Origin of the sequence: Planobispora rosea (genome assembly GCF_014648175.1) — a bacterium.
In the GTDB taxonomy this organism is placed as follows: Bacteria; Actinomycetota; Actinomycetes; order Streptosporangiales; family Streptosporangiaceae; genus Planobispora; species Planobispora rosea.
The window spans coordinates 23,751-38,157 of the sequence record NZ_BMQP01000048.1 but is presented as its reverse complement, the minus strand read 5'-3'; the positions used below and the strand labels follow the sequence as shown (position 1 = coordinate 38,157).

Here is a 14,407-nt window from a genome sequence, read left to right as displayed (position 1 = left end):
CGGTCAGCTCCTCACGACGGCCAGGACCTCGTCCCTGATGGCCGCCATCTGAATCTCGTCGGCCGCCTCGGCGTTCAGCCGGAGCAGCGGCTCGGTGTTGGACGGACGAAGATTGAACCACCATCCGGGGCCGGACACGGTCAGGCCGTCCAGTTCGTCGAAGGTGACGCCGTCACGGACGGCGAAGACCTCCCGGACCCGGGCCGTCGCGGCCGCCTGGTCGGCGACGGTGCTGTTGATCTCGCCGGAGGCGGCGTAGCGGGCGTAGCCGGCCAGCACCTCCGACAGCGGCCGGTCCTGCTCGCCCAGCGCGGCCAGCACGTGCAGCGCGGCCAGCATGCCGGAGTCGGCGAACCAGAAGTCACGGAAGTAGTAGTGGGCGGAGTGCTCACCGCCGAAGACCGCGCCGGTCCTGGCCATCTCGGCCTTGATGAAGGAGTGCCCCACCCGGGTCCTGACGGGCGTGCCGCCGCGCTCGGCGACGATCTCGGGGACGCCCCGCGAGGTGATCAGATTGTGGATGATCACGGAGCCCGGATGCTTGACCAGCTCGCGCGCGGCGACCAGCGCGGTGACGGTGGACGGGGAGACCGACGCGCCGTGCTCGTCCACGACCCAGCAGCGGTCGGCGTCGCCGTCGAAGGCCAGGCCGATGTCCGCGCCGGTCTCGGTGACGGTCTTCTGCAGGTCGCGCAGGTTCTCCGGCTCGATCGGGTTGGCCTCGTGGTTGGGGAAGGTGCCGTCCAGCTCGAAGTAGAGCGGGACCAGCTCGACGGGCAGGCCCGCGAAGACCGCCGAGACGGTGTGCCCGCCCATGCCGTTGCCTGCGTCCACCACGACCTTCAGCGGCCGGATGCCGGACAGGTCGACCAGGCCGCGCAGGTGCTCGGCGTAGCCCCGCAGCAGGTCGCGGTGCTCGACGGAGCCCCCGGAGGCCGTACCGGAGCCTCCGGCGCCCTCGCCCGCCGCGCCGGAGGCCAGGATCTCGGCGGCCCGGTCGCGGATCTCGGTGAGCCCGGTGTCACCGCCGATCGGGACGGCGCCGGCGCGGCACATCTTCATCCCGTTGTAGCGGGCCGGGTTGTGGCTGGCGGTGAACATCACGCCGGGCAGCCCCAGGCTGCCGCTCGCGTAGTACAGCAGGTCGGTGGAGCCCAGACCGGCGTGGATCACGTCGGCGCCCCGCGAGGTCGCCCCCCGGGCGAACGCGGCGGCCAGCGGCCCCGACGAGGAGCGCATGTCGTGGGCCAGAACGAGCTTGCCCGCCTCGATCACCTCGACGAAAGCGGCTCCGACCGCCTCCGCGGTCGCCTCGTCGAACTCGTCCGGCACGACGCCGCGCACGTCATACGCTTTGAAGATCTTGGCGAGGTCGCCCACTCCAGCTCCGCCCCTCGGTGTCGTCTCTGCCGAACCCTGCCTAGGTCGAACCCAGCCTAGAGGGTTCAGCGGTCGCGCTGGGGCTGCGCCGAGCGGAGCACCCGCAGATGTCCGCGCCGTCCGATCTCGACCGCCTGGCCGACCGGCTCGGCCTTCCCCGCCGGAGCGGGCCTGGCGGCCTCGCGCACCGCGTTGGCGAGGGCCTCCAGGTCGTCCGTGCTCGGCGGCACGCCCTCGGTGGGCAGGCGGACCACCTCCCAGCCGCGCGGTGCGGTCAGCCGCTCGGCGTGTTCGGCACACAGGTCGTAGCAGTGCGGCTCGGCGTACGTTGCCAAGGGCCCGAGAACAGCGGTCGAATCGGCGTAGACGTACGTGAGCGTGAAAACGGCAGGCTGACTGCACGCGGTGCGGGAACAGCGGCGGACGGGGCTCACGGTGGTGACCGTATCCGGTAAGCGTCCAGGGCGCCACTATCTGAGCGCTCTTAACGAGCGTGTCGCCACAATTCGGACACCCATCGGGGCTCTCCTCCCCCTTTCCTCCCGTACGGCTCCCGCTTCCGAACCGTCCCCCGCGCCACCGGGGAGGCTGAAGATCCAGGGGGCACACCCTAAGCTGGGCTCGTGAGCCCGGCACCCGGAAGACCCCGCTCCCCCCGCAGGCGCGACCGCCACGGGCGGGGCATGCGCGGCCCCCTGGCGCCCTCCCACGTGCCGATCGCCAAGTCCCGCAGCGAGCGCTTCGACGACCTCGTCCTGGACGCCGTGGACCGGCTCAAGCCCCGCTGGGGCCGGCAGCTGGCCTCCGTGGAGTTCGCAGTCGAGGAGGTGCCGCCGGCGGCCGACCTGGGCGACGGCCCCGGTCTGCTGAGCGGCGATCCCATCCCGTTCGGCCGGACCGAGCCCGCCGACGGCCGGCACCCCGCCGTCGTCATCGTCTACCGCCGCCCGCTGGAGGCCCGGGCCGGCGACCGCGACCAGCTCGGCGCGATGGTGCACGACACCGTGGTGGAGCAGGTCGCCGGCCTGCTCGGCCTCTCTCCCGACTCCGTGGACCCCGGGTACGGCGGCGACCACGACTGACCCGCCCGCCCCGCCCCGGCCCGGGGCAGGATGATCGCGGCCGACCGCCCGACCCCCGGCTCCCGGCTCCCGGCTCCCGGCTCAGGGCAGGACGACCGCCGCGGACTCGGTGACCGGCGGGACCATCGCCCACATGCGGGCGGCCGCCAGCGGCTGGACGGTCAGCGCGAGCCCGTCGTCGAGCTTCTCGTCCATCACCCGCCCGCCGTACACCGGCCCCGAGCCCGGCAGCGGCAGCACCACCACCGCGAACGCGCCGTCCGCCTCGGGCAGCTTGACCTCCTTGACCCGGGCGGCGGCGACGGCCAGCTCGAACGGCTCGGGCGTCTCACCCGAGCGCGGCAGCACCTGCACGCTCACCTTGCCGGGCGTGTCCGGAGCGGCCAGCAGCAACCGGGAGCTCCTCCCCCCGCCCGTGCGGTTGTCCGCCACGACGCTGCCCAGGTCGATCGGGGCCGCCCCGGCGGTGAAGGCCACGTCGGGCTTCTTGCCCGTCCCGGTGGCGACCAGGCCGGCCACGATCGGCGTCTCGGAGGTGAGGACGAGCGCGGCGGGCTGGCCGCCGATGCCGGTGGACAAATCGACGGTCGCGACGGACCCGGCGGGCACCTCGACCAGCTCGCGGCCCTTGAGGGCGTAGGTCCCGTCCGGGGTGAGGGCCTTGACCTCCACCAGGGTGTCGGTATCGGCCGGGGTGGCGACCAGCAGTTCGCGCCTGCCCCCGCCGCCGGGTACGGCCGGCACCACGACGCGGGTGGCCGGGGGCGCGGAGACGGGCAGCCAGTCGACGCCCCTGCCGTCGTCCATGACCGCGCGGGCCCCGGCGGTGACGCGGCCTGGACCGGTCCGTACCTGAACGGCCATCACCAGCGGGGACGGAGCCAGGTCCGCGAGGTCGACGGTACGGCTCTCGCCGGGGTCCAGAGTGAGGATGCCGCCGGTCTCGTTCACCACCTGGCCCTCACCCGAGTAGATCAGGATCTCCACGACGGCCCCGGCGAGATCGGCGTTGGTCAGGTGCAGCGTGACGTCGGCGGCCGCCGGTCCCGGACCGACCAGCCAGGTGCTCGCGGCCGGTTCCACGCACCGCGTCCCGGCCAGGCCCCGGTGTCGTCCGGAGGTCTCCCTGCGCGTCTGGGCCGACTCCAGTCCCGCCGCGCCGCTCCCGGTGGCGGTCACCGTGACCGGGCCGGTCCCGTCGGGCGCCGTCTCGTGCCAGAGCCGCCCCGGCTCCCTCAGGGTGTCCAGAACCTTGTCCCCGGCCGCGACCCTCGTCTCGCCCGGGGTGACGGCCTCGCCCCCGGGCGGGGTGACGACGCCGATCTGCGCGCCGGCGGAGTCGGGGCAGACGGTCGTCACGGCGGCCACGGGGACCTTCCGCGGGCCCGGCGGCGGCTCGGCGGCCGGGGCGGGCCGGGTGGCCGCGGCCACGCCGTACAGGGCGAGCAGGGCTGCCAGCACCAGGACCGGCAGGCCGAACCGGTTCTCGATCAGGGACTTCACCGGGGTGCCAGTCTCCTCGTGGTCTCGGGCGGTTCCTGCGGGACGACCTCGCGGTCGGCGGCTCGCGAGCCGGGTGCGGCCAGGACCGCGACCAGCGACACCATCAGCGCCTGGGCCCAGAGCCAGCGGGCCCGCCAGGGGTCCTCCTGCGGGGCGGCCGGGGCCGCGATCGGCTGGGTGAGCCGCCACACCCCGCCCCGCTCGGACAGGCTCACCCTCGCCAGCGCGGGCTGGGAGTCCAGGGCGCCGCTGACCGCCGGGTCCACCGGCGCGGCCACCACCACGAGCCGCACGCCGTGGGCGGCCAGGACCCGGGCGTCGTCGCCGCCCCGGCCCGAGACCAGCCCCGCCGCGGCCACGCTGACCAGATCGCGGGGACCGGCGGGCGAGGGGATGTCGGTCTCCCCGATGATCGGGGTACGGCCGCGCAGGACGGTGAAGGCCAGGCCGCCGCCGGGTGCTCCCGAGCGCAGGAGCAGGATCCGCTCCCCGGTCCGGGAGACGGAGACGGAGACGGCAGCGGGGGGCAGCACATCGCGTACGTTCCCGCTGATCGGCCCGGTGACGCCGGTGGCGGCCCACAGACCCGCCGCGAGCAGCGGCGTGGCGGCCGCGACGGCCGCGACCAGCAGCGCGGCGGCCCGACGCGCCCCGCCGGGGCCCCGGGTTGCGCGCGCCCGGCGGGGCGCGCGGAACCCGGGGAGCTCACGGAGCTCGCGGAAGCCGCGGATGCGGTCCGCGGCGAAGGCGGCCGCCAGCGACATCCCCAGGGCGGCCAGCGCCAGCGGGACGCCGGGCCAGGCCGGAGCCGTGTCCTCCGCGGCGTCGCCGCCGACGGGGGCGACCGGGATCCGGCTGACCAGGACGGCCGCCAGCACACCGGACAGGGCCACACCCCAGCCGATCGCGATGACCGTCCGGCTCCCCCGGACGAACAGGGCCGCCAGGCAGACGGCGACGAGGCCGCCGGTCGCCCAGAGCGGCGGCGTCCCGGGGCCGCCGGGGTTCAGCAGGAGCAGGGAGGCCGCGGGCAACGCCGGGTCCGCCAGGCCGGGCAGGTGGAGACCCGCCTCCAGCAGGAGCCGTCCGGGCTCCGTGACCACCCCGGCCAGCCAGGGCAGCAGCAGCGCCACCGGCACGCCGAACACGATCGCCGTCGAGAGCCCGGTCCCCCTGCGCCGGAGGATCGGCACGGCCAGGACGCCGGGAAGCAGCAGGAGCGGGTAGACGAGGGGGACGAAGGCCGTGCCGACCGCGAGGAGGAGACCGAGGGCCCAGGCGGCGCGGCGGGCCCCGCGGCCCTCGCCGGTGAACACCGTGACGGCCAGGGCCGCGTAGACGGGAAGCAGGACGAACACCACCGCGGTGCCGAGCCGCCCGGCGGCGACCGCCCCGGTGGCGACCGGGAGCAGCGCGTAGGACGAGGCGAACCAGACGCGGGTCCACCGGCCGCGGACCAGCGACCGGGTCGCCGCGTAGGCCGTGGCCCCGGCCAGCGGGACGCAGCCGAGCAGCAGAACGGAGACCGCCAGCCAGGTCTTGCCGAACAGGACCGTGGACAGCACGGCCAGCACCGCCACGTACGGCGGGGCCCAGCCGTCTCCGCCCAGGCCCGTCCGGGGGTTCCCCTCCGTGTAGAGGGTCCACAGGTCCCCCGCCCCGCCGATCACCGGGACGAGCGCCCCGCCGCCCAGCCGGGACCCGCCGACCAGGCCGCGCTCGGCCACCAGCGTGATCACGAGGAGGACCAGGAAGAGCACCGTGCCCGGGTTGTGCAGGACGCGCCACAGGACCCCGGCGTTCCCGGTGCCGTCGGCCAGCAGTTCGTCGCCCTCGTCCGCGGGGCCCACGGCGTGGTGCCGTCCGGTGGACTCCACGAACCCCGACCCGGCCAGGTAACTCTGGACCCGGTCCGCCAGCCGCCGGTAACCCGTGCCCGGCGGCGTGAGCAGCCGCCTGACCGCGAGGTGGTTCTCCTTCCTGCCCCGGGCCCTGGCCCTGCGGGCTCTGATCATCCGTACCGGGTGGGCGAGCACCGAGCCGAGCGCGACGATCTCGTCCAGCGCGTTGGCGGGCTGCTTGGCCAGCAGGAACAGGAGCGCGCGGAAGGACGAGCCCGCGGCGTTGCGCAGCAGCGCCCGCGCCATCGGCCAGAACGGCAGGTTCGCCAGGACCACGAAGATGCCGTTGCGGCGGTCCAGGCGGCGGGGATGGTCGCCGCTGACGGTGATGCGGCGGCGCCGCCGATGGGCGGCCTCGGCGTGCCAGGCGATCGCGCGGGTGACGTTGCGCACCCGGTACCCGGCGGACCTGACCCGCCAGCACAGGTCCAGGTCGTCCCGGAAGATGGCCAGGAACGGGTCGAGCCCGCCCACCTCCTCCCAGACGTCGCGACGGATCAGCATCCCGGCGGTGGAGACGGAGAGCACGTCCCGGACGCCGTCATACTGCCCCTGGTCGTATTCGCGGGGCTCCAGCCCGGTGTCACGGCGTCCCGTGCGGTCGACGGTGACGCCGACCTCCAGCAGGACCCGCCGGTCCAGCCAGTCGCGGAGCTTGGGCCCGAGCACCGCGGCCTCGGGGTCGGCGTCGGCGGCGTGGAGGAGGGTCTCCAGGGCCCGCTCGTCCGGGGCGCAGTCGTCGTGGAGCAGCCAGATCCACTCGCGCCCTCCCGCCGGGTCCAGCCGGTCGAGCACCTCCGCGACGGCCTCGCCGAACCCGGTGGAGCGCGGGAGGGTGAGCACCGCCTGCGGGCCGAGGACCTCCTTCAGCAGCGCGGCGCTGCCGTCACGGCTGCCGTTGTCCGCTCCGACGATCCGGTCCACCGGCCGGGTCTGCCCGAACAGCGCGTCGAGCGTCTCCCTCAGCCAGCGGGTCCCGTCATGGGAGACGACGATCGCGGTGACGGTGTGGTGGAGGGGGAAGGAGTCGGTGCTGGACATGCGTCCCGAGGTTCGCGAAGGGGGTGATCAGGACGACTACCATACGTCACCTTATATCCGGCTATATCTCCCGGATGAAATCTCGTAGGCGAAATCCCCACCATCTCCTTCTATCCCAGCTATCCTCACTATCTCCCCAGCCGGCACCATCTCCCGAAATCCCCGCCATCCGTCCATCACCCACGAAGCTCCCATCTTGGATGAACCAGATGAAGTCTCCCCATCCCCGATGAAGGATGAAGCCGCACGGCATCCCAGGCGGGGACCCCGGACGGAGTCCCAGGACCAGACGGAGCCCCGAGGCGGACAAAACGGAAAAGGCCACGCGGCACCGGCCGCGTGACCTCATCGAGATATCTCCGGGCACCCTCACGGGGCGTCCTCCCGGATGCCTTCAGCCCTCAGACACCGCCCTCAGACGGCCTGACGCTTGATCCGGCGGCGTTCCCGCTCGGAAAGCCCACCCCAGATGCCGAACCGCTCATCATGCTCAAGTGCGTATTCCAGACACTCAGCACGAACCTCGCACGAACGGCATACTTTCTTGGCTTCCCGAGTGGATCCTCCCTTTTCCGGGAAGAACGCCTCTGGATCGGTCTGTGCGCACAGCGCACGTTCCTGCCAGCCAAGCTGCTCTTCAGCGATGCTGTCCTGTGCGATGACCAGGTCGGCCACTGCACACCTCCCTGCCGCCCGCCCGCAATGGAGCCCCCCTTATGAACGCCTCCCCCTTACCCACCCGGAGGGAGACGTAACAACACGCTTGTAATTTCACGCGTGCGCCTAATTACACGCGTGCACCGGGCGTGACGTCAAGCGGCATGCCGGTATCCGGGGAAAGACCCGCTCTCCCCGGTACTGAATCGCGTGCCCGCGACTGCGGCGGCCCTTCCAGGTGATCGTGACGACCACCTGGAATGTTCAGTGCTCCCTGCGGTCGGAACCGTACCAGGACGTGCTCTGCTCCTGACCGGGGCCCACCCTTTCTCTGTCAGCGGTTTCCTCACCCATTGCCTGACCCGAACGCTCCGGCGCGTAGATCGCCGTGGGGTCGATGGGCTGCGGCGAGTCCCAGGCCGGCGCGGCCGGCGCGGCCGGCGCGGCGTGACCGGCCGGGGCCGGGCCGTTGAGCGGATCCGACTGGTAGGCGCCGGGGTCGAACCGGAGCGTCGTGTCGGCGGGCGGCTCCCACTGCGGGGCGGTCTGCGGCTGCGCGTGCCCGAAGGCGGGCGGGTCGTAGTTCCCGGAGTGCTGCTGCTCGTACCCTCCGGAGTGCTGCTGCTCGTACCCTCCGGACTGCTGCTCGTAGCCGCCGGGCTGCCGCTGCTCGTAGCCGGCCGCCTGCTGGTCGTACCCCGTCCCCTGCTGGGAGGCGGTGTAGTCCGGCAGGCGCAGCTGCGGCTCGGTGCCGCCGTACTGGGGCTCGGACCCGTAGGCGGGCTCGGCGGTGCCGTACGCCTGCTGCTGGTAGCTCTCCGCCTGCTGGTAGGCGTGGGCGATCTGCTGGGAGCGGGCGTCCATCGGGTCGGGCACGGAGTAGTGCGGGGCCGCGTCCGGATACTGCGGGGCCGCGTCCGCCGCCTGCCGTGCGAACTCCGCGCCGGAGTACCCGGTCAGCGGCTGGCCGTAGTTCTCCGGCGGCTGCGGGAAGGACGCCTGCGCCTGGCTGTCGAAGGACAGGCGGGGCTGGCTGTCGGCGGGCGTGTACGGCTGCGCCGGGGCCGCTTCGGGCTGCGACGGGCGGAACGGGGCCTGCTGCTCGTTCGAGGACCCGTACGACTCGTGCGATCCGTAGGACTCGTGCGACCCGTAGGACGACGGCTGCGGAGCCCGCGGGTCCGTCGGCGACGGCGTGTAGGGAGACGAGAACGAGGAGTCGGCCTGCGGCGCCGCGTAGCCGGAAAGCTGCGGCTCCGTCGAGGACGGCTGGTAGGGGGAGACCTGCGGCTCGGCCTGCGGAGCGTAGCCCGGATGCGGCTCGGCCTGCGGGACGTAACTCTGCGGCTCGGCGTACCCCTGCGGCTGGACGGCCGGCTGCGCCTGCTCGACCGGCGCGCCGTACGCGCTCATCGGGGGCTCGTACGGCTTGGCCGGGGCCGGGGGCTGGACATCCGCCGGGACGTACGGGCTCGGGGTGTAGGTCTGCGGCTCCACCCGCTCCGGGGACTCCGCCGGGGCCTGGCCGTAACCGGGCTGCTGCGCGCCGTACGGATCGGCGGTGGCGTGAGACGGCGCGGGCGGGAGCGCGGGAGGGCTGTAGGGCTGGGCGGGAGCCGGAGCGGCCGGCTCCTGCTGCCGGAAGGCCGTCGTGGCGGGCTCCTGCGAGTAGGCCGCGGGCTCCTGGGGAAAGACGGGAGCACCCTGCGGGGCCTGACCCCGCGGTCCGTGGAAGGGCTGCGGCTGACCGGGGACCGGCCCCCCGGCCTCCGGGACGTAGGGCTGCTGGTGCTGGGGCTGCGGGGGCTGCTGCGGGTGCCCGCCGGGCCCGTTCGGGCCGTCGAGACCACCGAGACCGCCGTCGGGGCGGAAGCCCACCGGCCCCGAGAAGGAGAATTCGCCGGACCGGGGCGCGGCCGGAACCGCCTTGGGAAGCAGGTAGAGCAGTGCGATCGCGCCCAGCCCGAGGAGGGGGAGGCTTCTGAGGAGAAATTCGATCTTCTCCAGGAAATCGGTCGAACCGCCGAACAGCCCGCCCAGCAATCCGATCGTGCCGAAGAGCACCGCGAGCGCGAGCGTGCCCGCCGCCACGTAGACCATGATCCTCAGCCGTGCGATCACCGGGCCGAGGTGGCTCGCCAGCAGGACCGCCCCCACGAGCAGGGCGATGGTCACCGGCGAGACCAGCTGGGGCAGGTACACGGCCGCGCGGAGGGCGAAGGAGGCCTCACCGAACGTCGACTCCCCGAAGAGCAGCTGCTTGATGTCTATGAGGACGCCGATGGACGACGCGGCGACCATGAGCCACGCCGCCGGTTCACGGAGCCGTCCAGCCTCGACATTGATCACAACTACCCCCATAGGGTCCTCGGGTAAACCCGGGCCAAGTTTTGCACATGGCCGACTTTGGTGTCGGGGGGACCCACAAGCTCATTAGTCGCGCAAGTATCCCATCAACCACATCAGGGAACAATTTGGGCACAAGGTGAACCAACCCTGCCAGCGGAGACACCCCATATAACGATCACGAAAAGATGGTTCTCCAGCCGTTGCCACCACCGTCGCCGTCACCGTCGTCTCCGCCCTTTCGGGCGAACCCCGCAAGCCCCTTCGAGCAGTCCCGCCCCCCGGCAGTGGGAGACTGGTCGCCATGCGCATCGTGTCCCTCGCCGGCGGCATCGGCGGCGCCCGTTTCCTGCGCGGCCTCCGCGCCGCGGCCCCCGACGCCGACATCACCGTCATCGGCAACACCGGTGACGACATCACCCTGTTCGGCCTGCGGGTCTGCCCCGACCTCGACACCGTGATGTACACCCTCGGCGGCGGCATCAACGAGGAGCAGGGCTGGGGGCGCGACAAGGAGTCGCACGTCGTCAAGGAGGAGCTGGCCGCCTACGGCGTCGAACCGCAGTGGTTCGGCCTGGGCGACCGCGACTTCGCCACCCACATCGTGCGCACCCAGATGCTCGACGCCGGATATCCCCTCTCCCAGGTCACCGAGGCGCTGTGCGCGCGGTGGGAGCCGGGCGTGCGGCTGATCCCGATGAGCGACGACCGGACCGAGACCCACGTCGTGATCACCGATGAGCGGGGCCGCCGGGCCGTGCACTTCCAGGAGTGGTGGGTCCGCCTGCGCGCCTCGGTCCCGGCCGAGCAGATCATCCTCGTCGGCGCCGACGAGGCCCGGCCCGCCCCCGGTGTGCTCCAGGCGATCGCCGACGCCGACGCCGTGATCCTGCCGCCGTCCAACCCGGTGGTCAGCATCGGCACGATCCTGCAGATCAAGGGCATCCGTGAGGCCCTCGACGGCAAAACCGTCGTCGGCGTCTCCCCGATCATCGGCGGCGCCCCGGTCCGCGGCATGGCCGACGCCTGCCTGACCGCGATCGGAGTGGACACCACCGCCCAGGCCGTCCTGGAGCTGTACGGCTCGCCGCTGGTGAACGGATGGCTGGTCGCCGAGGAGGACGCCGGGGTCGCCCTGGACGGCGTCCGGGTCCAGGCCCGCCCGCTGATCATGCACGACGCCGAGTCCGCCGCCGCCATCGCCCGCGCCGCGCTCGACCTGGCCACCGAGATCGCCGCGGCCACCGGGACCGCAGCCGGAACCACCGGAACCACGGACGGGACTCCGGCCGCGGCCCCGCGAGCCGCGGAGGAGTCGCGATGAGCAGGATCCGCCGCTTCCGGAAGGACGACCCCGCCGAGGTCCGCATCGAGGTCTTCGCGGTCAACGGCATCCCCGAGGTGCAGGAGGGCGACGACCTCGCCGCGCTGATCGCCGCCGCCCAGCCCGATCTGCGCGATGGCGACGTCCTCGTGGTCACCTCCAAGGTGATGAGCAAGGCCGAGGGCCGGATCCGCCGGGGCACCGGCCGCGCCGAGGCGATCGCGGCCGAGACCGAGCGGGTCGTCGCCCGGCGCGGCGAGACCGTGATCGCCCAGACCTCCCACGGCTTCGTCATGGCCGCCGCCGGGGTGGACGCCTCCAACACCGAGCCGGGCACCGTCGTGCTGCTGCCCGCCGACGCCGACGCCTCCGCCCGGACCCTGCGCGCGGGCATCACCGAGCGCCTGGGCGTCTGGGTGGGCGTGGTCGTCTCCGACACCTTCGGCCGCCCCTGGCGCAACGGCCAGACCGACATGGCCATCGGCGTCGCCGGGGTGCCTCCCATGCTCGACTACCGGGGCCTGTCCGACGACCACGGCAACGCGCTGGAGGTCACCCTGACCGCCATCGCCGACGAGTTCGCCGCCGCCGGCGACCTGGTCAAGGGCAAGCTCGCGCAGACCCCGGTGGCGGTGGTGCGGGGCATGGCCGAGTACACCACCCGGGAGGACGGGCCGGGCATCCGCGAGGTCGTCCGCCAGTCCGAGGAGGACATGTTCCGGTACGGCTCCCGCGACGTGGTCTTCGCCCGCCGTACCATCCGCGAGTTCTCCCCCGAGCCGGTCGACGGCGCCAAGGTCCGCCGCGCGGTGGACGCCGCGATCGCCGCACCCGCCCCGCACCACACGACGCCGTGGCGGTTCGTGCTGCTGGAGTCGGCGGAGGTCCGCGAGAAGCTGCTCGACGCCATGCGCGAGGCGTGGATCGCCGACCTGCGCGGGGACGGCTTCACCGAGGAGTCGATCGCCAAGCGGGTCCGGCGCGGCGACGTCCTGCGCAACGCGCCCTACCTGGCGATCCCCTGCCTGGTCATGGAGGGCTCGCACACCTACCGCGACGAGCGCCGCAACGCCGCCGAGCGGGAGATGTTCGTGGTCGCCGCCGGCGCGGGCGTGCAGAACTTCCTGGTCCAGCTCGCGGTCGAGGGTCTCGGATCCGCCTGGGTGTCGTCCACGATGTTCTGCCGCGACGTGGTCCGCGAGGTCCTCGACCTCCCGGCGGCCTGGGACCCCATGGGCGCCGTCGCCATCGGCCGCCCCGCCGCCCCGCCCCGTGACCGCGCCCCCCGGAAGGCCGCCGACTTCATCGTCACCCGCTGACCGCCCGGCCCCTCCCGGACCTCGTGCGCCGGCCCCGGCGTGGTCGCCGGGAGGCGGACCCGGACGTCGTCCGCGGGGTCAGTCCGCGGGGTCAGGAGGCCTTGCGGCAGGTGGGGTGGCACAGGCGGCGGGCCAGGGCGGACAGGAAGACGTCGATGATCTCGCCGGGCTGGGTGGCGACGTGCAGCGAGCCGTTGGTGGCCGTGACCACCTGGGAGAGCGTGGACCGGTCGAGGTCGTCGCCGAAGGCGAGGACGACGATCTGGACGGGGTACTGCGGGTCCCACTCGTCGCGGAGCGTCTGCAGCAGCTCGGTGCTGGAGATCCCCCTGCCGTCGTCCTTGCCCGCGGTGATGACCAGAAGGGTGTTGTTCATCTTCTCGTCGTAGGCGTTGGTCACCTCGCGGAACCCGGCCAGGATCGAGTCGTTCAGGGAGCTGGACCGGTCGCGGTCGGCGCGCAGGGTCCGGGTGAACCCCTCCAGCCGGCTGCGCCGGACGACCTGTCCGCCGTCCGGCTCGTTGATCGGGCCGATCTTCACCCGCTCCCGCTGGTCACCGCCGGAACCCTTGGCGTCGGCGAACTCCCACATGCCCATGTGGGTCGAGGCGGGGAACAGCTGCAGGCCCATGCGGGCGGCGTCGAGCGCGACGGTCAGCTTGGTCTTGCCCTTCTCCCCCTCGATCGGCTCGGCCATGTGCCGGGAGGTGTCGGCCAGCACCAGGATGTTGGTCGGCGGGGCCAGTCTGCTCCACGCCTCCAGCGCCTCGTCGACCCGGGCGGGCACGATGGTGGGCCGGGTACGGGGGGCCTCGGTCGGGATCTCCACGCCGGGCGAGTAGGGGGCCTTGGTCCCGTCGGCCGAGCGGAAGCCCGCCCGCCGTACCGCGTCCTGGGTCTCCGGGGAGCGGAGCCAGTTGGCGAAGGCCCGCGACCCGCTCGCCTTGGCCGGGTCGCCGGAGGTGACCACGTACGGGTAGTCGAGGTTGATGGTCCCCTCGCGGGGGTGGAGCGCGACGAGCGGGTCGGCGGACGGCTGCCGGTTGTGGGACCACACCGACTGCTCGGGGACGATCACCACCGGCCGCTGCCAGAACGAGCGCTCGTCGATCGCCTCGACCATGCTCCGGTAGTCGGGCGCCGCACCGGCCTGGGCCCACCGGACGAAGGCGGTGAGCGCCTGGTCGGCCTCGGGCCCGGAGCCCACCACGTCCCGGGCGGCGGCCACGGTGGCGATGCCGGCCCCGGCGAGCGACGGGTCCGGGACGCGGACCACGTCGGGCTCGTTCTCGTTGGGCGCGATCCGGCCCCGGGTGGTCGCCGGGAAGACCATCCTCCAGTTCATCTCGGTCCTGCCGACCGCGAAACGATCGGCGAGGGACTTGCGGGTGGCGAAGACCAGCGGTGAGGTGGCCACCACCGTCTCGGTGCCCGCCATGTCCTCGGCGCCCTGCTTGCGCGCGAGCCGGATCCAGGCCGAGGAGTCGGAGATCCACCCGTCGGGGCGCGCCGCGAGCACGCCCGCGGTGCCCCCGATCAACGTCCGCAGCACGGTGGCCGGCGGCTGCTCGGTGACCTGCACCAGGACGCAGCGGCCGTCGGCTTCGACCCGGGCGGCGTTGAACCGCCCGGCCACCTCCATCACGGTCGGCGCGATGTCCACCGCGGCGGCGACGTCGACCAGGACGGGGTCACCGGAGCAGGGGCCGTCCACCTGCTCCAGGGTGAGTACCACGGTCCCCGACAGGGCGACTATCACCGCGACCACGATGAGCGTGAGACGTTGACGCGCCTGCCGGCGACGCCTCTCGGCGCCGGCGGCCACGCGGTGCCGACCGGGGGTGGTGGACAACG

Annotated in this window: 10 protein-coding genes; 3 read left to right on the top strand and 7 right to left on the bottom strand. The window is 73.3% G+C overall.

The genetic code is table 11. From position 1 onward, the window contains the following. Nucleotides 1-3: 3 nt before the first annotated feature. Together IEZ08_RS33130 and IEZ08_RS33125 are read right to left on the bottom strand one after the other, a co-directional pair. On the bottom strand, nucleotides 4-1,380 hold the full coding sequence (locus tag IEZ08_RS33130) for a phosphomannomutase/phosphoglucomutase (RefSeq protein ID WP_068921440.1): 1,377 nt from the start codon (nucleotides 1,378-1,380) through the stop codon (nucleotides 4-6). Between the two features lie 65 nt (nucleotides 1,381-1,445). Continuing rightward, complete coding sequence (locus IEZ08_RS33125; RefSeq protein WP_068921439.1) at nucleotides 1,446-1,814, bottom strand: DUF3499 domain-containing protein; 369 nt, start codon at nucleotides 1,812-1,814, stop codon at nucleotides 1,446-1,448. Nucleotides 1,815-2,003: 189 nt separating this feature from the next. Here IEZ08_RS33125 and IEZ08_RS33120 point away from each other — a divergent pair, with 189 nt between their 5' ends. Beyond that, a complete protein-coding gene (locus tag IEZ08_RS33120; RefSeq protein ID WP_084779586.1) occupies nucleotides 2,004-2,462 on the top strand; it encodes a metallopeptidase family protein in 459 nt (152 codons plus the stop codon). 81 nt (nucleotides 2,463-2,543) lie between these two features. Here IEZ08_RS33120 and IEZ08_RS33115 read toward each other — a convergent pair whose 3' ends face one another. The 4 genes from IEZ08_RS33115 to IEZ08_RS33100 form a co-directional block, all read right to left on the bottom strand. Then, on the bottom strand, nucleotides 2,544-3,965 hold the full coding sequence (locus tag IEZ08_RS33115) for a DUF5719 family protein (RefSeq protein ID WP_189243733.1): 1,422 nt from the start codon (nucleotides 3,963-3,965) through the stop codon (nucleotides 2,544-2,546). Continuing rightward, nucleotides 3,962-6,907 carry a glycosyltransferase family 2 protein gene (locus IEZ08_RS33110; protein WP_189243732.1) on the bottom strand — a complete coding sequence of 982 codons (2,946 nt, stop codon included), beginning with the start codon at nucleotides 6,905-6,907 and terminating at the stop codon, nucleotides 3,962-3,964. Before IEZ08_RS33110 ends, IEZ08_RS33115 begins: the two co-directional genes overlap by 4 nt. Before the next feature lie 414 nt (nucleotides 6,908-7,321). Beyond that, nucleotides 7,322-7,582 carry a WhiB family transcriptional regulator gene (locus IEZ08_RS33105; protein ID WP_084779585.1) on the bottom strand — a complete coding sequence of 87 codons (261 nt, stop codon included), beginning with the start codon at nucleotides 7,580-7,582 and terminating at the stop codon, nucleotides 7,322-7,324. A gap of 246 nt (nucleotides 7,583-7,828) precedes the next feature. Further along, nucleotides 7,829-9,913 carry a hypothetical protein gene (locus IEZ08_RS33100; RefSeq protein WP_189243731.1) on the bottom strand — a complete coding sequence of 695 codons (2,085 nt, stop codon included), beginning with the start codon at nucleotides 9,911-9,913 and terminating at the stop codon, nucleotides 7,829-7,831. 301 nt (nucleotides 9,914-10,214) lie between these two features. Between IEZ08_RS33100 and cofD the strand changes: the two genes are divergently transcribed. Both cofD and IEZ08_RS33090 read left to right on the top strand, forming a co-directional pair. Next, nucleotides 10,215-11,234, top strand: coding sequence for a 2-phospho-L-lactate transferase (gene cofD / locus IEZ08_RS33095; RefSeq protein WP_229803776.1), 1,020 nt, complete (start codon nucleotides 10,215-10,217; stop codon nucleotides 11,232-11,234). Further along, a complete protein-coding gene (locus IEZ08_RS33090) occupies nucleotides 11,231-12,553 on the top strand; it encodes a coenzyme F420-0:L-glutamate ligase (protein WP_068921434.1) in 1,323 nt (440 codons plus the stop codon). The genes cofD and IEZ08_RS33090 overlap by 4 nt, the downstream gene beginning before the upstream one ends. Nucleotides 12,554-12,644: 91 nt before the next feature. On the opposite strand, the gene IEZ08_RS33085 is transcribed toward IEZ08_RS33090, so the two are convergent. Further along, nucleotides 12,645-14,405 (bottom strand): substrate-binding and VWA domain-containing protein, encoded by a 1,761-nt coding sequence (locus IEZ08_RS33085; protein ID WP_068921433.1) that lies wholly within the window; start codon nucleotides 14,403-14,405, stop codon nucleotides 12,645-12,647. Between the last annotated feature and the right edge of the window lie 2 nt (nucleotides 14,406-14,407).

Coding starts and splice junctions, on each gene's coding strand:
- IEZ08_RS33110 (WP_189243732.1), bottom strand. CDS start 6,907: ATGTCCAGCACCGACTCCTTCCCCCTCCACCACACCGTCACCGCGATC.
- cofD (WP_229803776.1), top strand. CDS start 10,215: ATGCGCATCGTGTCCCTCGCCGGCGGCATCGGCGGCGCCCGTTTCCTG.
- IEZ08_RS33090 (WP_068921434.1), top strand. CDS start 11,231: ATGAGCAGGATCCGCCGCTTCCGGAAGGACGACCCCGCCGAGGTCCGC.